Origin of the sequence: Phenylobacterium sp. (genome assembly GCF_036723115.1) — a bacterium.
Classification (GTDB): domain Bacteria; phylum Pseudomonadota; class Alphaproteobacteria; order Caulobacterales; family Caulobacteraceae; genus Phenylobacterium.
The window spans coordinates 1-19,630 of record NZ_DAIMHV010000037.1 but is presented as its reverse complement, the minus strand read 5'-3'; the positions used below and the strand labels follow the sequence as shown (position 1 = coordinate 19,630).

The window sequence follows — 19,630 nt, the reverse complement described above, 5'->3', positions numbered from 1 at the left end:
AGCAAGATCACACCCACGTCCGCCCCTGGCGCGCCATCGCCCGCCGGAAGAGCCGCAAGATCCATGTCGGGTCCGTGGAGGTGGGCGGCGACGCCCCCATCAGCGTCCAGTCCATGACCAATACGGTCACCGCCGACGCCGGGGCCACCATCGACCAGATTCGCCAGCTGGAGGAGGCCGGGGCCGATATCGTCCGGGTCTCATGCCCCGACGAGGCCTCCACCGCGGCCTTCGGGACCATCGCCAAGGCCGCCAAGGTTCCCCTGGTGGCCGACATCCACTTCCACTATCGGCGCGGGATCGAGGCCGCCCAGGCCGGCGCGGCCTGCCTGCGGATCAATCCGGGCAATATCGGCTCGCCTGACCGGGTGCGCGAGGTGGTGCAGGCCGCCCGCGACCATGGCTGCTCCATCCGCATCGGCGTCAACGCCGGCTCCCTGGAGCGGGACCTGCTGGAAAAGTACGGGGAGCCCTGCCCGGACGCCATGGTGGAAAGCGCGCTGAACCACGCGCGCATCCTGCAGGATCACGACTTCCACGAGTTCAAGATCAGCGTGAAGGCCTCTGACGTCTTCATGACCGTGGCCGCCTATCAGATGCTGGCCGAGGCCATCGACTGCCCCCTCCACCTGGGGGTGACGGAGGCCGGCGCCCTGCGCACCGGCACGGTGAAGTCGGCCATCGGCCTGGGCTCTTTGCTGTGGGCCGGCATCGGCGACACCATCCGGGTCAGCCTGGCCGCCGATCCAGTAGAGGAGATCAAGGTCGGCTTTGACATCTTGAAGTCGCTCGGCCTGCGCCATCGCGGAGTGAACATCATCGCCTGCCCGTCCTGCGCGCGGCAGGGGTTCAATGTGATCGAGACGGTGGAGACGCTGGAACAGCGGCTGGCCCACATCTCCACCCCCATGAGCCTGTCGATCATCGGCTGCGTTGTGAACGGTCCGGGCGAAGCCCTGATGACCGACATCGGCTTCACCGGCGGAGGCAAGGGCGCCGGCATGGTCTATGTGGCCGGCCGCCCCGACCACAAGATGGACAATGCCGGCATGGTCGACCACATCGTCGCCCTGGTGGAGGCCAAGGCCGCCGAGTTGCAGGCGCAGCAGGCGCTCGCCGGGGCCGGGGTCGCCGCAGAGTAGCGCACTGCGCCCGACGCCTGCGATGGTGGCGTTTTAACGCCAAGGCGCTAAAAAGATCAGGTTCTGTTCCGTTCCCCCCGAGCGTCCGCCTTGCCCCCCAGTCCCGACACTCGCCGCGTCGCCAACCGCATCCTGGCTCATGAGGCGCTGAACCTGCTGAGCGAGTTCGCCCACGCCAATGGCGGCGACGTGCTGGCCCTGCTGGTGTTCACCGGGGTGTGGACCTCCAACACCGCCCATCTGCGGGATTCCCGGGACCGATATGCCGGCCTCTATGACGTGCCGCCGGACTCCCAACGCCGCCCGGTGAGCGAGGAAGATCTCAACCGCCTCCTCTGCATTCCCCGCGACATCCAGGACCGCTATGTGGCCGCCCTGATCGGCGCGGGCCTGGTGGAGCGGGTCGGCGGGGGCCTGGTGGCCCCGGCGGCCGTCTTCACCCGCCCGGAGATGCTGCAGGGCGCCAACGAAATCTATGCGCGGCTGGTCGAGATGATGGCCCGGCTGCGACAGGTGGGCGTAGCTCTGGGCGCCGACGAAACCGACCCCGCCGCCGCCGCGCAAAGCTGACGTCAGCGTCACGCTTGCGCCCAATTGCGCCGCTTGATTAGGTGCCGGCTCCAATAACGGGAGGACGACATGTCCGCGGACGGCAACTGGAAGATCACCATCAACACGCCCATGGGCGCCCAGACGGTGGATGCGACCATCACCACCAATGGCGACACCTTCACCGGCACCACCTCGGGCCAGATGGGCACCCAGACGGTCGAGGGTAAGGTCAATGGCGACACCCTGACCTGGTCGACCCAGATCACCTCGCCCATGCCCATGACCCTGGAATTCGAAGCCAAGGTCGAAGGCGACTCCATGTCCGGCAATGTGAAGCTGGGCGCCTTCGGCTCCGCGCCGATGACCGGCGTGCGCGCCTGACGTCGTCATGATGTCCGGATCGGCCGCGCCCCTAGGGGGTGCGGCCGGCTTGGCCCCAGCGCATCCGCTTGGGGGCCAGATCACAAGGTTTGTCCCGCGGGGCGGGCGAGGCTAGATAGCCTCCCGCTTCAACAGGTGACCGACCAAAGTGCGACTTCCCCAGGCCCGCCTCGACCAGGTTCTCGATCGATTCCACGAGATCGAGGCGCGCATGGGCGCGGCCACCGACGGGGCCGAGATCGTCCGCCTGTCCAAGGAGCATGCCGAACTGCGCCCGGTGGCCGAGGCGGTGGAGGGCCTGACCCGCGCCCGCAACGAGGCGCCGGAGCTGGAGCAGATGGCCGCCAGCGGCGACGCCGAGATGGCCGCCCTGGCCCGCGAGGAGCTGGACGCGCTCAAGGCCCGCCTGCCCGAGCTGGAACACCAGGTGGCCCTGCTGCTGGCGCCCAAGGACAAGGACGAGAACGCCTCGGCCATCCTGGAAGTCCGGGCCGGCACCGGAGGGGATGAGGCCGCCCTGTTCGCCGGCGACCTTTTCCGCATGTACCAGCGCTACGCCCAGACCCGCGGCTGGCGGGTGGAGATCGACAGCGTCTCCGAAGGCGAGGTGGGCGGCTACAAGGAAATCATCGCCTCCATCACCGGCGACGGGGTGTTCGGGCGGCTGAAGTTCGAAAGCGGCGTCCACCGCGTGCAGCGCGTGCCCGAGACCGAGGCCGGCGGACGCATCCACACCTCGGCCGCCACGGTGGCGGTTCTGCCCGAGGTGGAGGATGTGGAGATCGAGATCAACGACGCCGACCTGCGCATCGACACCTATCGCTCCTCCGGCGCCGGCGGCCAGCACGTGAACAAGACCGACTCGGCCGTCCGCATCACCCACCTGCCCACCGGCATCGTTGTGACCTCGTCCGAGAAGTCTCAGCATCAGAACCGCGCCCGGGCCATGAAGGTGCTGCAGGCGAGGCTCTACGAGATGCAGCGCGAAGCCCTCGACAGCGCGCGCGCCGACGCCCGCAAGAGCCAGGTGGGGTCCGGCGACCGGTCCGAGCGCATCCGCACCTACAACTTCCCGCAAGGCCGGGTCACCGACCACCGGATCAACCTGACGCTCTACAACCTGCCCAAGGTGCTGGAGGGCGAGGCCCTGGACGACGTGATCGACCCGCTGATCGCCGAGGATCAGGCCGCGCGCCTCGCGGCCCTGGAGGACGAGCTGGGGGGCTGAGGCTCCGGCCCCGATCCTGGGTCCTTGGGCGCATCCTGCCCCTCCCGCCTCGCCTGGGCGGCTTCGTCGGGCTCGGCCGGCTCACGCAGCCTTGCCAGCAGTCTGCGGCCGAAATCCCGTCCGCCGCGCCAGGCCAGGCCCAGGGCGTCGGTCAGGGTGGTGGTCAGGGCCAGGCCCACCGTATCGGCCATGGTGGCCCCGCGCTCACCCAGAGGCTGTTCGGGGCCCGTGGTCGAATCCAGCGCCGTCTGGTGCTCGATCTCGGCGTTCAGCTCGGCGCCCAGCAGCACCACCATGACCGAGAACCAGATCCACATCATGAAGGCGATCACCGCCCCCAGGGAGCCGTAGGTCACGTCATAATTGGCGAAGTTGTTCAGGAACCAGGAGAAGACCAGGGAGCCCGCCAGCCAGAGGCCGGCGGCCAGCACGCCCCCCGGCCAGACCCAGCGCCACCGCGCCCGGCTGCGACAGGGGCCATAGCGGTAAAGCAGGGTGAAGGCGCCGGCCGCCGCCGCCAGCAGCACCACCCACCGCAGGGGCGCCCAGAGGGGCTCGAAGGCGCCAAGGCCCATGACGCGTAGCAGGATGGGGGCGGCCACCAGCAGGCCCGTGACCATCAGCAGGAAGACCAGCATGCCGAAGGTGGCCACATAGGTCACCGCCATCAGCTGGATGACATTGCGCTTCTCCAGCTCGTCATAGGCGATGTTCATGGCGTCCACCAAGGCGCGGGTGGCGTTGCTGGCGGTCCAGACCGACAGGGCGAAGCTGACGGCGAAGGCGAGGCTCAGATTGGCTTTCCGCTCCACAGCCAGCCGGCGCATCTGCTCGCCGACGATGGCGACCACATCATCGGGGATGACCGTGGCCATCTGGTTCAGCTGCCCCTCGACCTGGCCGATATCTGCGAAGAGGCCATAGAGGGAGACGAACACCGCCAGGGCCGGCGCCATGGCCAGCAGGGCGTAGAAGGTGATGCCGCCGGCCACCCGGGGCAGCCGGTCGCGGTTGATCTCCTGGACGGTGCGCCAGAGGATGTCCTTCCAGCCGTGCAGGGGAATATGTCGGGGATGGGGCGCCAGGCGTCCGCGTCCCGGCTCCTGGGCGTCCAAGGCGTGGGGCTCCACCACGTCCTGCCGGCTCATACCGGGCTGAGGTGCGACCTCCACGGGCGCGGGGTTGCGCCTGCGCCAGAGGGCGAGCCCGGCCACCAGCAACCAGGGCGCGATATGGGGCGCCAGGCGCCACAGGGGCTTGCGCGCCTGCGGGCGGGGCTTGGGCGAACGAAAAGGTCGGAGCGCGGCCATGGTCTATGGCCAGAACCCGGCAGCGACTTGACCGTTCCCGCGGCCCCCTTGTGAGATGCCCGTCCATGCGGCAACAGGGGGCATGATCGGTCAAGTCGCCGCCCTCTACCGCCATCCCGTCAAGGGGTTCACGCCCGAGGCCATCGCCCGGGCCGACCTGAAGGCGGGCGCCCCCTTCCCGTTCGACCGCCTCTTTGCGGTGGAGAACGGCCCTTCGGGCTTCGACCCTGACGCGCCGACCCTCATCCCGAAGCAGAAGTTCACCGTCCTGGCCGCCCTGCCGCGGGTGGCCGCCGCCGCCACCCGCTATGACGAGGCCACCGGCCTCCTGTCGGCCACAGCTGAGGGACTGGCGGAGCTCAGCGCCGACCTGGGCGCGCCGGAAGGGCGGGCCGCCTTCGCAACCTGGCTGGCCGACCTGCTGGGGGACGAGGCCAGGGGACCTCTGAAGGTGATCGAGGCGCCGGGCCACCGGTTCATGGATCATCCGCGGGGGGACGTCTCGATCCTCAACCTGGCCAGCGTGCGCGATCTGGAGGCCAAGCTCGGCCGACCCATCGATCCCTTGCGCTTCCGCGCCAACATCTATGTGGACGGCTGGCCGGCCTGGGCGGAAAACGACTGGGCGGGACGCGACCTGATGGTCGGCTGGGCGCGGGCCAGGGTGTTCAAGCCCATCGTCCGCTGCGCGGCCACCCATGTGGACCCCGCCACAGCCGAGCGGGACATGGAGATCACCCGCGCCCTCTTCGATCACTACGGCCACATGTTCTGCGGCGTCTATGTGCACGTCACCGGCGATGGAACGGTGAGCCCGGGCGACGCCTGCACCATTCCGGGAGCCAGCGCATGACCACCACCCTCGTCCAGGCCTGGGGCGCGGCGCGCAAGCGCCTGGAGGCGGCCGGCCTGTCCGGCCCGGTGATCGATGCGCGCCTGCTGGTGGAGGCCGCCGCCGAAGCCACCCGGATGGACATCGTCACCGACCCTTACCGCGCCCTGAGCGCCGAACAGGAGGCGCGGCTCGAGGACTATCTGAGCCGCCGGGAGCGGCGGGAGCCGGTGAGCCACATCCTGGGCCGCAAGGGCTTCTGGAAGATCATGCTGCAGGTCAACGCCAACGTCCTGACCCCGCGGCCCGACACCGAATGCGTGGTGGACGCCGTGCTCAAGGCCACGGCTGAGACCGACCGCCTGTCCATCCTCGACCTGGGCGTGGGGTCGGGCGCCATCCTCCTGGCCATCCTGGCCGAACGCCCGGCCGCCAAGGGCCTGGGGGTGGACGTTTCCGACGAGGCCCTGGCCGTGGCCCGCGACAACGCCGCCCATCTGGGCCTGGCCGGGCGCTGCGCCCTGCTGCGCGGGGACTGGGCCGAAGGTCTGGCCGAGGCGCAGTTCGACATTGTCACCGCCAATCCGCCCTATATCGCCACCGAAGTCATCGAGACCCTGGAGCCGGAGGTGCGGGTGCATGAACCGCGTCTGGCCCTGGACGGCGGCCCCGACGGCCTGGACGCCTATCGTCGTCTGGCGCCCGAAATCCTGCGGGTCCTGAAACCCGGCGGCCTGTTCGCCGTGGAGATCGGATACGACCAGAAGGCGGCGGTGGAGGCCCTGTTCCAGGCGGCCGGCGCGCTGGAGGTTCGGACCGAACAGGACCTGGCCGGACTGGACCGCGTGGTGCTCGGCAAAAAAAGTCCCTTGGAAAGCGGGCGCTGAATCGCTACATCCCTAGGCGTCTCCACCCAAATCGCCGGTGTTCCAGGTCACAGGAGCCCTGATCGGTAAGGGCGCCAGCCGCACCGGCAAGCGCAGCGACAGGCCTTACGAGGCATGCGCTCCAGCCGGGTCGGAGGATGGAGAGCTTTACGTCTTCAAACGCGGACATTGCGGGCCTTGCGGCCCGATCCCGAGATGAGGCCCACGCCGCCGCACGTCGACCCGGTTGATCCGGCCGGCTGGCGCGGCCCAGACGGTTACCAAATATGAGAGATTTCAAGGGCATGAAGCGTCAGCGCGGGCGCAATCGCGGGGGTGGCGGCAAGCCCCAGCACAACGCCAACCGCGCCTTCGACTCCAATGGCCCGGACGGCGTGAAGGTGCGTGGAAACGCCCAGACCGTCTTCGAGAAGTACCAGCAGCTGGCCCGGGACGCGACCTCCTCGGGCGACCGCGTGCTGGCGGAGAACTATCTCCAGCACGCCGAGCACTATTTCCGCCTTCTGCGGGCCATGCAGCCGCAGCGCTCGCCCAGCGAGATCCTGGGGCGCGACCAGGTGAGCTCTGGTCTCGACATCGATTTCGAGGATGAAAGCGGCCAGCCCCAGGGCGACACCGCCGAGGCGTCCGAGACGAACGACGGCGAGGCCGAAGGCGAGCGCCAGCCCCGCGAGCGCGACCGGGACGAGGCGCGCCGCGACGAGAACGGCGGCCGCCGGGACGACAACAACCGCCGTGAGGGGCGCCGGGACCGCTGGCGCGATCGCGACGACCGCCGGGAGCGCAACGAGCGCGGCGACCGCCCCCGGGGCGAACGCACCGAACGCGAAGACCGGCCCGAGCGCGATCCCATGGCCGTGGTGGAGCCCCAGGCCCAGCCCCTGGTGGCCGAGACCCTGACCGAGAGCCCGGTCCTGCGCGACGCCGATGGCGGCCAGAGCGAGGCGCCGGCCTTCCTGCAGGCCCGGCCCGAGCCGCGGGCCGAGGGCGAGGACGGCGCGACCCGCCGCCCCCGCCGCCGCCGGGCGCCCCGGAGCTTTGAAGGGGGCGAAGCCGCCGCCGGAGAGACCGAGGACGCTTGAGGCTTAGGCGTCGCACGCCGAGCCTCACGAGGCGTGACGTCCTAAAGAATGAGGCCCCGGAAGCCGCGCTTCCGGGGCCTTTTTCTCGCCGACTGACGCAGGCGGTCAGAAGCTGTAGCCCACCCCCATGCGGAAGGTGCGGCCGGGCATGGGCACGAGATCCTTCAGGAAGGAGGCGTGCTCGCGGGCCTCGGCGTCGTTCAGATTGCGCCCTTCGAAAAACACCTTGAACCCGGCCACCGGCCGCAGGACGAGCGAGGCGTTGATCATGCGATAGCCGTCGGTGGGCAGTTCGTTCTCGGCCACGCGGGTCTGCTCGCCCACCTCGCGCAGTTCCAGGACGCCCGTCCAGCGGGGCGCATCAAAGACCGCACGGCCGGTGGCCGACCAGGGCGGGATGCGGGCCGGCGCCCCCAGGTCCGACCGGGCGCGGACATAGTCGGCCGCCCCTTCCAGCCGGAAGCTGTTCTCGCCATCGGTCCACAGGCGGTAGGCCAGCTCCACCTCCGCGCCCCAGAAATCGGCGTCGGTCTGGCGGTAGACATAGATGGGCAGGTCGCTCTCGGCGTCCTCCGCGCCGGTCGGCCGCAGGTCGATGAAGCCCTCATAGCGGACGGCGAAGGCGTGCAGATCGGCGTCCCAGCGCCCGCCGTCATAGTGGGCGGTCAGGTCGAGGGCGTAGGAGATTTCGGAGTCCAGGTCATCGTCGCCCACCTCATAGCCGCGGGTGGCGATGTGGGGGCCGTCGGCGAACAGCTCGGCCTCCGACGGCGCGCGGGCGGCCCGAGAGAGGCTGGCGCCCAGGTACCAGCCCTCGGCCGGACGCAGGAAGGCGCCCAGCGTGGCCGACACATTGTCGAAGTCCCGGCTGACCGCTGCGGTCTTCAGCGAGCGGCGGTCCAGGCGCAGGCCGCCCTCGACCCCCCAACCGCCGCGATCCAGGCGCTGAAGGGTGAAGACCCCGGCCTCTCGGATCTCCACGGCCGGCACATAGGCCTCATCGCCCAGCGCCTCGAAGTCGCGGGTCAGGCCCTGAACGCCCACGGCGCCCTGCCAGCCGTCGCGCTCGGCCTGCACCAGTTCCAGCCGGCCCTCCCAGCCCTCGGACAGGTAGCGGGTGGCGGGCGCGCCGTCCTCGATCTCCACGTGCTCGTAGTCGGCGTAGCCGCCGGAGAACTTCACCCGGTCGAACGGGCCGAAGGCGATGTCATAGGCCGAGCGCAGATCATAGCGGGTCTGCTTCAGATTGATCCGGACCCCTTCCTCGTCCCCCTGGTCCTCATCATGGTCGTGGTCATGGTCATGGTCGTGATCGTGATCGTGATCGTGATCATCGTCGTCATGGTCATCGTGACCATGCTCATGGGCATGGCCGGGCACGCCATAGGTGCTGCGGGTCGACCGGGCCGACAGGCCGATGAAGCCGCCGTCGCTCACCAGGGAGACGCCGCCCCCGAAGCTGTCGAGCCGCACAGCCGTATTCTCCGCCTTGCTGGCGGCAGGCCCCAGGAAGGGCTCGCCCTCCGCGTCGAGCTGGCGGCGGGACTCCGCCGGAACGGGGATGTCGTAGTCCTCCGTCTGGCGACGAAGGCCGTCCAGGGAGAAGACCAGCGGCCCGGCGCCGGCCTTGAAGCCCGCCGAGATATGCTCGCCGCTGTTTCCGCTGGTGATGGCGCCCAGGATGCGGCCGGAGACGCCGTCCACCGGCGCTTCGGCGATGCGATCATCGAAAATGTTCACCACCCCGCCGATGGCCGAGCCGCCATAGGCCAGGGCCGCGGAACCCCGCAGCACTTCGATGCGCTGGGCCTCCTGGGGGTCCACAGCCACCTGGTGGTCAGGCGACAGGGCGCTGGCGTCGACCATGCCCACGCTGTTGGTCAGCACCAGCACCCGCGGCCCGGCCAGACCCCGGATCACCGGCCGGCTCGCACCGGGACCAAAGAAGGTGGAGCGCACGCCCGGCAGGCCGCTCAGAGCCTCGCCCAGGCCGCCGGCGGGCGCCTGGTCCAGGGCCTCGCGGGTCAACACCTCGACCCCCGTGGTGACGGAATCGGCCGACACCGCATAGGGCGCGGCGGTGACCACCAGTTCGGCCACATTGGTCGGCGCCCCGCCCTGGGCCAGGGCCGGACCGGCCCCCGCCATGACAGCCGCGGTGGCGAGAAGAAGTGCTTTGCCCATGGAAACGCCCTGATCTTGAAACGAAGTCAGTGCGTTATGAAATAACGTAACGAGACGTCAAGCCGGTTGCGTCGGATTCCAGAGACGTTTAGCTGAATTGCATGGGCGCTGAGTGTCATCACCACGAAAGCGGGCAGCCGGGCCTGGAGGGCGAAGCCCTGGCCTTCGCCATGCAGGCGGCCCAGCTTCACTGCGAGCGGACCCGGGAGCGCCTGACCCCGCCCCGGCGTCGCGTGCTGGAGCTGCTGCTCGAGGCCAAGGGGCCGATGAAGGCCTATGACCTCATCGCCGCCTATGGCGCCCACGGCGAGCCCGCCAAGCCGCCCACCGTCTATCGCGCCCTGGAATTCCTGGAGCGGCTGGGCTTCGCCCACCGGATCGAGAGCCTCAACGCCTATGTCCCCTGCCGGATCGAAGGCGCCGGGCACCGGGCGGCCTTCCTGATCTGCGAATGCTGCGGGGCGGCCCAGGAGTTCGAGCCCGACTTCGCCCCCCAGTTCGCCGCCGCCGAGGTGGCCGGCTATGCGGTGCGCACCGTGACGCTGGAGGCCCGGGGTCTCTGCCCCGCCTGCCGCGAGCACGCCTGAGGCGCCCGGCGCGCCCTCCCACAGCCAAAATGTGGCGCTAGCGCCGGGAGCGAACTGCGCCGTAGAATAGCGTAGCGGTTCACCTTCCTGCCGCGCTTCCCCCAATGGGCCAATGCTGCTCGTCGCCGTCGTCTCCGTTCTTCTCCTGTTGGTGTTGAACGGACTTTTCGCCATGTCCGAACTCGCAGTGGTGTCAGCGAAGAAGGGACGGTTGCAAGCCCGCGCCAAGGGTGGGGATAAGGGCGCGGCGGCCGCCCTACGGCTGGCCGAACAGCCAACGCGCTTCCTGTCTTCGGTCCAGGTCGGCATCACCTTGATAGGGATCCTCGCCGGCGCCTTCGGCCAGGCGACCATCGCCGCTGAACTGGACGAACTGCTGGAGGCTTGGCCGGCGTTCGCCGCCTACTCAGAACCGATCTCGACGGGGTTGGTGGTCATCTGCATCACCTATGTGTCCCTGATCGTCGGCGAACTAGTCCCCAAGCGTCTGGCCCTGATCTTTCCCGAGACCCTGGCCGCTCTGGCAGCTCGCCCTCTAGCGGTGCTGGCGATCATCATGGGTCCCTTCATCACCCTTCTGACCGCATCAACCGCCGCGGTGCTGCGGCTCATGGGAGTGAGGGACGCCGCAGGCCAACCGATGAGCCAGGAGGATGTTGAAATCACCCTGGCTGAAGGCGCCCGTGCCGGGCTCATCGAGCCGGGAGAGCAGAGGATCATGACCGAGGTCATGCGCCTGGGAGACCGTTCCATCCGGGTAGCCATGACCCCGCGCCGGGAAGTTTACTGGATTTCTCTGGCCGATACGCCCGACAAACAGCGGGAAGAACTGCGCGCCAGCCCCTACTCCCGCATCGTGGTGTGCGAAGCCCAGAGCATCGATGATCCCTTAGGCGTGCTGCACAAGAGGGACGTCGCAGACCTGCTTATCGATTCCGGGCCGTTCGACCTGCGCCCCCTGGTGCAGACGCCCTTGTTTGTTCCCGACACCACCTCGATCTTGCGGGCGCTGGAGCAGTTCAAGAAGACCACCCTCCACATGGCCTTCGTTGTGGATGAATTCGGGAATCTGGAAGGCGTGGTGACCCCCATCGACCTTCTGGAGATGATTGCAGGCGACTTTCCTGAAGCGCACGATGCGCCTGCCCCTTTGATTTTTGAGCGTGCAGACGGGTCGTTTCTGGTGGACGGCCGTGCAGATCTTCTCGATTTGGCCGAATGGCTCAACGAGGACTTCGAGGACAACGAAGGCTTCCATACCGCCGCCGGCCTGATCCTGCATCGCCTGGGGCGCATCCCGAGGGAGGGCGACACCCTGCGCGTCGGTCGCCATCATGTGGAGGTGATCGATATGGACGAACGGCGGATCGACAAGCTTCTGTTCGTGCGGATTGCGACCGATGATCCCGATCACTGAGGCGATCAACCTTGAGGACCATGAGATCGTCGAGCGGTTCATCCGCGCCGCAGGTCCCGGCGGCCAGAACGTCAACAAGGTTTCCACCGCGGTGGAGCTGCGCTTCGATGTGCGGCGCTCGCCCTCCCTGCCCAATGACGTGGCGGTGCGGCTGATGAAGCTGGCCGGGCGGCGGTTGACCCAGGACGGGGTGCTGGTGCTGACCGCCATGACCCATCGCACCCAGGAGCGGAACCGGGCCGAGGCACTGGAGCGGCTGGTGGAGCTGATCCGCAAGGCCGCCGAACCCCCGCCGCCGCCGCGCAAGAAGACCAAGCCCACCCTGGCCTCGAAGACCCGGCGTCTGGAGTCCAAGGCCCGGCGGGGGGCGGTGAAGTCGGCCCGTGGTCGCCCCCGGGGAGAGGACTGAGGTCAAGGCGGCCCGGACGGAGGTTAACGGGGGTTGGCTTCTGTCACAGACCTTAACTAAGGTTGCGCCATGTCCATGCTCCGCCTCCCGGCGCTCGCCGCCCTGCTCGCCCTTGTCGTCGCCGCCTGCGCCCCGACGCTTGGCCCCCCGCCCCCGCCGCCGGGATCGGCGCCGCCCTCGGCCACGGTCTTCCGGCCGGAGGACTTCTCCTGGTCGGCGGTGCCCGGCCGGAATTCCATCGACGGGCGCCTGACCTATCGCCAGGGGGCTGCGCGCTACACCTGTTCGGGGGCCGGCGTCGTGCTGACCCCTGAGACGCCCTGGACCCGTCGGCGCATGGCCATCCTCTATTCCTCGCCGGATGCGGCCGCCCTGCCGGCCGACGAGGTGCGGGCGCGGACGCCGTCAGCGCCCAATGACGACTATTCGTCCTTCGTCCGGCGCACCACCTGCGACGCCGCCGACCGCTTCAACTTCTCCAACCTGCCGGACGGGGCCTGGTTCGTGATCACCGTGGCCCGGCCCCAGGCCGGATCAGGCGAGAGCATCGCCATCATGCGCCGGGTGGTCACCCGCGGCGGCCGGGTGAGCCCCATCGACCTGTGAGTTCGCAGGGTCAGCCTCGACATCGTCTTCGCCCGTCGCCGGAACCCGGCGGCGGGCGAAGTTCTTTTCAGGCCATGGCTTCGCTGTCACAGACCCCGGCCTCCGTCCGCCCCACCCTCTATGTGCTGGGCGCCGCCACCCTGCTGGTGGGCCTCGTCAAAGCCGCCCGACCCGAGGCGGTGGCCCGCAGCGCCGGCATGGCTGACGCCGGCATGGTGCGGACCCTGGGCCTTCGGGAGATGGCGTCCGGCGCAGGCCTGATGCTGGCCGGACCCAACAAGCGCTGGCTGGCCGCCCATGGCTTGAGCCTTCTGGGTCAGGTGGCCGTCCTGCTCAAGGCGCGGCCCGCCACCAGGGCGCAATGGCGGGGCCTGGCCGTGGGCTATGGCCTGCTGGCCGTCCTGACGCTCGCCGACATCTACGCCGCCCAGCGCCTGACCCGGAACAGAAGCTGAAGGACCGGCGCTGTGATCCGACTTCGGCGAAATCAGATCACAGCCCGCCGGCTCAGTGGACCTGGGCCTTTCCGATGACGAGGCCGTCCTGGCCGGCGCTCACCGAGATCACTGAACCGTCCTCGATATCCCCCGCCAGCAGCTTGCGGGCGATGGGATCGATCAGCTCCTTCTGGATCACCCGCTTCAGCGGCCGGGCGCCATAGACCGGGTCGTAGCCCTTGTCCCCCAGCCAGGCCATGGCGCCCTCGTCGAGGGTCAGCGCCATGCGACGGTCGGCCAGAAGCTTCTCCACCCGCTGGAGCTGGATGCGGACGATATTGTCCATCTCCGTCCGGCCCAGGCGCTTGAAGAGGATGATCTCGTCGATCCGGTTCAGGAACTCCGGCCGGAAGTGGCTGCGCACCACCTCCATGACCATGGGTCGCGCCAGCTCCACATCCTCGCCCTCGGCCTGGGTGGCCAGGAATTCCGAGCCCAGGTTGGAGGTCATGATGATCAGGGTGTTGCGGAAGTCCACCGTGCGCCCCTGGCCGTCGGTCAGGCGGCCGTCATCCAGAACCTGCAGGAGCACGTTGAAGACGTCGGGGTGGGCCTTCTCCACCTCGTCGAACAGCACGACCTGATAGGGCCTTCTGCGCACGGCCTCGGTGAGCGCGCCACCCTCGTCATAACCGACATAGCCGGGAGGCGCCCCGATCATGCGGCTGACCGAGTGCTTCTCCATGTACTCGCTCATGTCCAGACGGGTGATGGCCTGCTCGTCATCGAACAGGAATTCCGCCAAAGCCTTGGTGAGCTCGGTCTTGCCCACGCCGGTGGGCCCCAGGAACAGGAAGGAGCCGATGGGGCGGTTGGGATCCTGAAGGCCCGCGCGCGCCCGGCGGACGGCGTCGGAGACGGCGACAAGCGCCTCTTCCTGGCCCACCACCCGGCCGCGCAGATTGTCCTCCATGGAGAGCAGCTTCTCGCGCTCGCCCTCCAGCATCTTGTCGACGGGCACGCCGGTCCAGCGGCTGACGACGGCGGCGATCTGCTCGGCGTCCACCACTTCGGGGCTCACCGACTGTTCGGCGGCGTTCTCCGCCTCGGCCAGGCGACGCTCCAGGGGCGGGATCTCCCCATAGGCGATCTCTGAGGCGCGCTGCAGGTCGCCGCGGCGCTGGGCGGCGACGAGCTCGGCGCGCAGGCGGTCAAGCGCCTCGCGCACCTGGGCCGCCGAGGAGAGCTTGTCCTTCTCGGCCTTCCAGGCGGCGGTCATTTCGGCGGACTGACCCTCCAGCTCGGCCAGCTCGTCCTCCAGCTTTTCCAGGCGATTGCGCGAGGCGGCGTCGGTCTCCTTGGTCAGGGCCTCGCGCTCGATCTTCAGCTGAACGACCCGGCGATCGATCTCGTCCAGCTCCTCGGGCTTGGAGTCCACGGCCATGCGCACGCGGCTGGCCGCCTCGTCCACCAGGTCGATGGCCTTGTCGGGCAGGAAGCGGTCGGTGATGTAGCGGTTGGAGAGGGTCGCGGCCGCCACGATGGCGCTGTCGGAGATGCGCACCCCGTGGTGCACCTCGTACTTCTCCTTCAGGCCCCGCAGGATGGAGACGGTGTCCTCCACCGAGGGCTCGTCGACGAAGACGGGCTGGAAGCGGCGGGCGAGGGCGGCGTCCTTCTCCACGTGCTTGCGGTACTCATCCAGCGTGGTGGCACCGACGCAGTGCAGCTCGCCGCGGGCGAGCGCCGGCTTCAGCAGGTTGGAGGCGTCCATGGCGCCGTCGGTCTTCCCGGCGCCCACCAGGGTGTGCATCTCGTCGATGAACAGGATGATCGAGCCCTCGGCCGCGGTCACCTCGTTCAGCACCGCCTTCAGCCGCTCCTCGAACTCGCCGCGATACTTCGCGCCGGCGATCAGCGCGCCCATGTCCAGGGACAGAAGCTGCTTGTCCTTCAGGCTCTCGGGCACGTCGCCATTGATGATGCGCAGGGCCAGGCCCTCGACGATGGCGGTCTTGCCCACGCCCGGTTCGCCGATCAGGACGGGATTGTTCTTGGTGCGCCGCGACAGCACCTGGATGGTGCGGCGGATCTCCTCGTCCCGGCCGATGACGGGATCGAGCTTCTGGTCCCGGGCGGCCTGGGTCAGGTCGCGGGCATAGCGCTTGAGGGCGTCATAGCCCTCCTCAGCCGAGGCGGAGTCGGCGGTGCGGCCCTTGCGGACGTCGCCGGCGGCCTTGTCCAGGGCCTCGGCCTTGGCGCCGGCGCCCTTCAGGGCCTCGGCGGCCTCCCCGCCCTCGGCGGCGATGGCGATGAGCAGGCGCTCGGTGGTGACGAAGGCGTCGCCGGCCTTCTTGGCGTCCGCCTCGGCGCGGGCGAAGACGCTGGCGCTTTCGGGCGCCATATAGAGCTGGCCCGTGCCGCCCTCGACCTTGGGCCGGCGGGCGAGCGCGGCCTCCACCGCCGCATCGGCCTGGTCAGGCCGGCCCCCGGCGCTCTGGATCAGGGCGCGGGACAGGCCGTCCTTCTCCTCAAGCAGGACCTTGAGCAGGTGGATGGGCGCAAGCTGTTGGTGGCGGCGGGCGAGCGCGAGGCTCTGCGCCGACTGGATCGCCTGTTTGGCGCGGTCGGAATAGACGTCGATGTTCATGGCATCCCCTCATTAGGCGGATTGGCCAGGCTCGCCTTTGAGTCAGCGCAAGCCTCGCCGCGCCTGATGTAGGTGTGGCGGTTGAGCCACACAAGACGGCCGAACGGCCTTTGTGCGGACCGGTTCGCGGTCCCATCCCGGCAACGAAACCGGTGTTCACCCCTTCCCCTGGCCAAGGCTGGCGCGCCTGCGCCTGCGATCCTCTGACCTGCGTGGAGTACGACACTATGAAAAAGGCCCTGGTCCTGGCCCTGGCGGGCGCGACGAGCCTGACCGCCGCCCCCGCCCTGGCGGGTGGTTTCTACCTTCAGGAACAATCGGTGCGCGGGGCCGGCCGGGCCTATACCGGCGAGGTGGCCGACACCGGGGTGGCGTCCCTGTGGTGGAACCCGGCCTCGATCGCCCGCTCACAGCGCGAAGCCTATCTGGGCGCGCACGCCATCTTCGTGGACGCCCAGGTGGAGAACCAGGGTTCGACCATCACCTATCCGGGCGGCGTGACCGCGCCCGTCGGCGGCGAGCCCCGCGCGCCCAGCCCGATCCAGGATGGCGTCGCCCCCAACTTCGCCATCGCCACGCCCATCGGCGACCGGTTCGCCCTCGGCCTCTCCATGGCCGCCCCGTACAATTTCACCACCGAGTACCGGGACAACGCCTGGGCCCGCTATGACGGCCTGGAATCGGGCCTGACCACGGCCGATATGCAGCTGACCGCGGCCATGCGGGCCACCGACTGGCTGGACCTGGGGGTGGGCGTCAGCGCGCAATATGCCGAGGCGACCCTCTCCAACGCCTATCCGAACCTGGCGCCCGGCGCGCCGGACGGAATCTCGCAACTGAAGGGCGATGGCTGGGACTTCGGCTGGAGCGTCGGCGCCCAGGCCCATTTCGATCGCCTCACCTTCGGGGCGAGCTATCGCAGCGCCATCGAGCACGACCTGAGCGGCAATGTCCGCGTGCTGGGCCTGGCCGGCCCGCTGGCGCCCTTCAATGTGGACGCCGAAGGCTCGGCCACCTTCTCGACCCCCTGGATGGCCAGTTTCGGCGCCCGCTGGCAGGCCACCGACCGTCTGGCGCTGAACGCCCAGGTCAACCGGATCGGCTGGAGCGAGTTCGACGCCATTCGCGTCTCGTCGGTCCCGGTGAACGAGACGCTGCCGCAGCGCTATAACGACGTCACCACCGGCGGGGTGGGCATGGACTATGTGGTGAACCCCGCCCTGACCCTGCGGGCGGGCGTCCAGTATGATCCGACGCCGACGCCTGATGAGCTGCGCACCGCCCGGGTGCCCGACGGCGACCGCTGGCTCTATGGGGTCGGCGCCACCGCCACTCTCAGCGACAGCCTGCAGATGGACGCCGCCCTGTCCTATGTGGCCTTCGACGAGAGCCAGGTGAACCACGACACCACCTTCTATGGCGGCACGGCGGCGCAGACCGTCACCCGCCTGCGGGGCAAGGTCACCGGTCAGGCGGGCATCCTGTCCCTGGGTCTGCGCAAGACGTTCTGATCGGCCCGTTCAGGGGTGGCGGGCGACAAACTGACGGCGGCCTTGGCCGTCGTCAGTTGACCTCGGTCTTCTTGGGCGCTGGCGCCGGCAGGGGCGCGACGGGGACGCCGTCCTCCACCAGGGCCTTGACCTCGGCCGGCGAGGCTTCCCCATAGATGCCCCGATCTTCGGAGCGGCCTTCGTGGATGGCGCGGGCCTCGGTGGCGAAGGCGTCGCCCACATAGTCGAAATTCTCTTCCACGTGGCGGCGGACCTTGCTGAGGGCCTCCATCATCACTGCCCGCGCCTGGGGCGGCAGGTCCGGCGTGGTGCGCTTCGTGCCCGCCACCGCGGGCGCCATGATCTGCTTGCGCACGGCGCGCGTCCCGCACATGGGGCATTCCAGCAGCCCCCGGGCCTGCTGGTCATCGAAGTCCGCCGACGCGCCGAACCAGCCTTCGAATTCGTGTTCGTGCTCGCACACCAGGGCGTAGCGGATCATGCCCCCGGCCCCTGAAAGGCCCGGCCATTGGCGAGGGCCGGAATGGCCATCCGCGCCTTGGCCACCTGGTCGAGGTCAAGCTCCACCTGCAGGACGCCGGGTTCGTCGTGATCGAGCTTGCCGATCACCTCGCCCCAGGGCGCCACGGCCAGGGTCCGACCATAGGTGCCGCGGCCGTCCTCATGGAAACCGCCCTGGGCCGGCGCCAGGACGAAGCTGCCCGTCTCGATGGCCCGGGCGCGCAACAGCACCTCCCAGTGGGCCTCCCCCGTGGGCCGGGTGAAGGCCGCCGGCACGGTCAGGATCTCCGCACCCGCCTGGGCCAGGGCGCGGTGCAGGGCCGGAAAGCGCACGTCGTAACAGATGGTCAGGCCCAGCCGCGCCCCCTCGGCGCTGGCCAGGATGGCGCGGTCGCCGGGCTCGTAGGTGGCCGACTCCCGAACCGTCTCGCCCGTGGGCAGGTCCACGTCGAACATATGCAGCTTGTCATAGGTGGCCAGCAGGGCGCCGTCGGGGCCGAAGAGCGCGCTGCGATTGGCGGCCTTGCCATCCTCACGCTTCACCAGGGCCGAGCCCACCAGAACCGAGACCCGGGCCTGGGCGGCGAAGTCCCGCAGGGCTGAGACCACCGGATCATCCTCCAGCCGGGCAAGCTGCGGCAGCAGGCGGTCCCGATCCTTCTGAAGGATGTTGGTCCCTTCCGGGGTGGCGATGAGGCGCGCGCCGCCCTCGGCCGCCTGACGCACCAGGGGCAGGACGTGATCCAGCGCCGCGGCGTGGCTGGCCGGCGTCCGCGTCTGGACCAGGGCGACAGGCAGGCGCGCCATGGCCGGCCTCAGGCGCCCAGCAGGGCGTCGAGTTCCCCGGAACGCTCCAGCGCCATCATGTCGTCGCAGCCGCCGATGTGGCGCTCGCCGACGAAGATCTGGGGAAAGGTGTTGCGACCGGAGCGCTCGTTCATTTCACGGCGCTTTTCGGGATCGAAGGCCGCCTCGATCTGCGTGAACGCCACCCCCTTCTTCTCCAGGAGGTCGAGGGCGCGGATGCAGTAGGGGCAGTAGGGCTTGGTGTAGATGGTGACGTTGGCCATGGCGGGGATAAGGGGCGTCCTGGGTTAAATGTCCAGACCTGGGGCGAAAAGCGCAGCCGATCAGGCTGTATGCGGCGTCTGGACCCGCGCCACCACCGCCAGATCGACCCGGGAGGCGCCGGCCGCGCGCAAGGCTCGCGCACAGCCCTCGGCGGTGGCTCCCGTGGTGAGAACGTCATCAATGAGCAGGATGTTGCGCCCCTCCACCTGCCGACGCCGCCCCGGCGGCACGGTGAAGGCGCCCGCCACGTTGCGCCGACGGGCCTGACCCGACTTGCCGCCCTGGCTGGCCGTCTCGCGGGCGCGCACCAGGGCGTCAGGCAGATAGGGCCGCCGGCGCAGGGCCGCGAGGGTCCGGGCGATCTCTGCGGCCTGATTGAACTTCCGGTGGAACAGCCGTCCGCGGTGCAGCGGCACGGGAACGATGGCGTCGGCCTCCTCCACCAGGAGATCGGCGGCGCGGGAGACCCACCGGGCCAGCAGGGGCGCCAGGTCCAGGCGGTCGGCGTGCTTGAGCTGGAGGATAGGATCGCGCGAGGCCTCGTCATAGACACAGGCGGCCCTGGCCCGGTGAAAGGCCCGGGGCTTGGCCTCGCAGGCCGCGCACCGCACCCCCGGACCCAGGCTGAACTCGAAGGGCGCGCCGCAGCCGTCGCAGACCGGCCCGTCGATGAAGACGATGCGCGACCAGGCCTCCGCCGAGAGGCCCGGAGACTGGGGCCGCGCCCCCGGGTCCAGGGTGAGCGGCGGGAAGATCAGGTCGAGCAGGCCCCGGCCGGCGGATTTCAGCCGCGCCCCAGGTTCCCAGAGGCCGCCCAAGGCCCCATCTTGCAGCCCCATGTCC

20 protein-coding genes are annotated in these 19,630 nt (G+C 69.4%); 13 read left to right on the top strand and 7 right to left on the bottom strand.

Going from position 1 to position 19,630, the window contains the following annotated elements:
* The 4 genes from ispG to prfA all read left to right on the top strand — a co-directional run.
* The coding region (gene ispG / locus V7D28_RS06160; RefSeq protein WP_333586489.1) for a flavodoxin-dependent (E)-4-hydroxy-3-methylbut-2-enyl-diphosphate synthase at positions 1 to 1,142 on the top strand (1,142 nt) is incomplete at its 5' end.
* Between the two features lie 90 nt (positions 1,143 to 1,232).
* Positions 1,233 to 1,712 (top strand): hypothetical protein, encoded by a 480-nt coding sequence (locus V7D28_RS06155; protein WP_333586488.1) that lies wholly within the window; start codon positions 1,233 to 1,235, stop codon positions 1,710 to 1,712.
* A 69-nt stretch (positions 1,713 to 1,781) separates the two neighbouring features.
* Entirely contained in the window at positions 1,782 to 2,075 is a 294-nt protein-coding gene (locus tag V7D28_RS06150) for a hypothetical protein (RefSeq protein WP_333586487.1), read from the top strand.
* A 148-nt stretch (positions 2,076 to 2,223) separates the two neighbouring features.
* Positions 2,224 to 3,303: a peptide chain release factor 1 gene (gene prfA / locus V7D28_RS06145; RefSeq protein ID WP_333586486.1), complete on the top strand. Its 1,080-nt coding sequence runs from the start codon at positions 2,224 to 2,226 to the stop codon at positions 3,301 to 3,303.
* Here the strand turns inward: prfA and V7D28_RS06140 are convergent.
* Positions 3,258 to 4,613, bottom strand: coding sequence for a YihY/virulence factor BrkB family protein (locus V7D28_RS06140; RefSeq protein ID WP_333586485.1), 1,356 nt, complete (start codon positions 4,611 to 4,613; stop codon positions 3,258 to 3,260). The genes prfA and V7D28_RS06140 overlap by 46 nt on opposite strands.
* Positions 4,614 to 4,695: 82 nt before the next feature.
* Between V7D28_RS06140 and V7D28_RS06135 the strand changes: the two genes are divergently transcribed.
* From V7D28_RS06135 to V7D28_RS06125, 3 genes are all read left to right on the top strand, one after another.
* Positions 4,696 to 5,466 (top strand): MOSC domain-containing protein, encoded by a 771-nt coding sequence (locus V7D28_RS06135; protein WP_333586484.1) that lies wholly within the window; start codon positions 4,696 to 4,698, stop codon positions 5,464 to 5,466.
* On the top strand, positions 5,463 to 6,332 hold the full coding sequence (prmC, locus tag V7D28_RS06130; RefSeq protein WP_333586483.1) for a peptide chain release factor N(5)-glutamine methyltransferase: 870 nt from the start codon (positions 5,463 to 5,465) through the stop codon (positions 6,330 to 6,332). The genes V7D28_RS06135 and prmC overlap by 4 nt, the downstream gene beginning before the upstream one ends.
* 284 nt (positions 6,333 to 6,616) lie before the next feature.
* Entirely contained in the window at positions 6,617 to 7,414 is a 798-nt protein-coding gene (locus tag V7D28_RS06125) for a DUF4167 domain-containing protein (RefSeq protein WP_442957900.1), read from the top strand.
* Between the two features lie 105 nt (positions 7,415 to 7,519).
* Here the strand turns inward: V7D28_RS06125 and V7D28_RS06120 are convergent, their stop codons facing one another.
* Positions 7,520 to 9,598 (bottom strand): TonB-dependent receptor, encoded by a 2,079-nt coding sequence (locus tag V7D28_RS06120; protein ID WP_333586481.1) that lies wholly within the window; start codon positions 9,596 to 9,598, stop codon positions 7,520 to 7,522.
* A 101-nt stretch (positions 9,599 to 9,699) separates the two neighbouring features.
* Here V7D28_RS06120 and V7D28_RS06115 point away from each other — a divergent pair, with 101 nt between their 5' ends.
* The 5 genes from V7D28_RS06115 (at position 9,700) to V7D28_RS06095 (ending at position 13,072) form a co-directional block, all read left to right on the top strand.
* Positions 9,700 to 10,185 carry a Fur family transcriptional regulator gene (locus V7D28_RS06115; RefSeq protein WP_333586480.1) on the top strand — a complete coding sequence of 162 codons (486 nt, stop codon included), beginning with the start codon at positions 9,700 to 9,702 and terminating at the stop codon, positions 10,183 to 10,185.
* Between the two features lie 112 nt (positions 10,186 to 10,297).
* Complete coding sequence (locus tag V7D28_RS06110) at positions 10,298 to 11,602, top strand: hemolysin family protein (protein WP_333586479.1); 1,305 nt, start codon at positions 10,298 to 10,300, stop codon at positions 11,600 to 11,602.
* Positions 11,586 to 12,011 carry an alternative ribosome rescue aminoacyl-tRNA hydrolase ArfB gene (gene arfB / locus V7D28_RS06105; RefSeq protein WP_333586478.1) on the top strand — a complete coding sequence of 142 codons (426 nt, stop codon included), beginning with the start codon at positions 11,586 to 11,588 and terminating at the stop codon, positions 12,009 to 12,011. The genes V7D28_RS06110 and arfB overlap by 17 nt, the downstream gene beginning before the upstream one ends.
* Positions 12,012 to 12,080: 69 nt before the next feature.
* Complete coding sequence (locus V7D28_RS06100; protein ID WP_333586477.1) at positions 12,081 to 12,617, top strand: hypothetical protein; 537 nt, start codon at positions 12,081 to 12,083, stop codon at positions 12,615 to 12,617.
* Positions 12,618 to 12,691: 74 nt separating this feature from the next.
* Positions 12,692 to 13,072, top strand: a complete 381-nt coding sequence (locus V7D28_RS06095; protein WP_333586476.1) for a hypothetical protein — start codon at positions 12,692 to 12,694, stop codon at positions 13,070 to 13,072.
* Between the two features lie 52 nt (positions 13,073 to 13,124).
* Here V7D28_RS06095 and clpB read toward each other — a convergent pair whose 3' ends face one another.
* Positions 13,125 to 15,704 (bottom strand): ATP-dependent chaperone ClpB, encoded by a 2,580-nt coding sequence (clpB, locus tag V7D28_RS06090; protein ID WP_333586475.1) that lies wholly within the window; start codon positions 15,702 to 15,704, stop codon positions 13,125 to 13,127.
* Positions 15,705 to 15,931: 227 nt separating this feature from the next.
* Between clpB and V7D28_RS06085 the strand changes: the two genes are divergently transcribed.
* Complete coding sequence (locus V7D28_RS06085) at positions 15,932 to 17,215, top strand: OmpP1/FadL family transporter (protein WP_333586474.1); 1,284 nt, start codon at positions 15,932 to 15,934, stop codon at positions 17,213 to 17,215.
* 52 nt (positions 17,216 to 17,267) lie between these two features.
* Here the strand turns inward: V7D28_RS06085 and V7D28_RS06080 are convergent, their stop codons facing one another.
* From V7D28_RS06080 to V7D28_RS06065, 4 genes are read right to left on the bottom strand one after another with little or no spacing between them, the layout of a single operon-like run.
* Positions 17,268 to 17,696 carry a DUF1178 family protein gene (locus tag V7D28_RS06080; protein WP_333586473.1) on the bottom strand — a complete coding sequence of 143 codons (429 nt, stop codon included), beginning with the start codon at positions 17,694 to 17,696 and terminating at the stop codon, positions 17,268 to 17,270.
* Positions 17,693 to 18,523, bottom strand: a complete 831-nt coding sequence (locus tag V7D28_RS06075) for a carbon-nitrogen hydrolase family protein (RefSeq protein ID WP_333586472.1) — start codon at positions 18,521 to 18,523, stop codon at positions 17,693 to 17,695. The genes V7D28_RS06080 and V7D28_RS06075 overlap by 4 nt, the downstream gene beginning before the upstream one ends.
* Positions 18,524 to 18,531: 8 nt before the next feature.
* Entirely contained in the window at positions 18,532 to 18,786 is a 255-nt protein-coding gene (gene grxC / locus V7D28_RS06070) for a glutaredoxin 3 (RefSeq protein WP_333586471.1), read from the bottom strand.
* Between the two features lie 60 nt (positions 18,787 to 18,846).
* Positions 18,847 to 19,626 (bottom strand): ComF family protein, encoded by a 780-nt coding sequence (locus V7D28_RS06065; RefSeq protein ID WP_333586490.1) that lies wholly within the window; start codon positions 19,624 to 19,626, stop codon positions 18,847 to 18,849.
* Between the last annotated feature and the right edge of the window lie 4 nt (positions 19,627 to 19,630).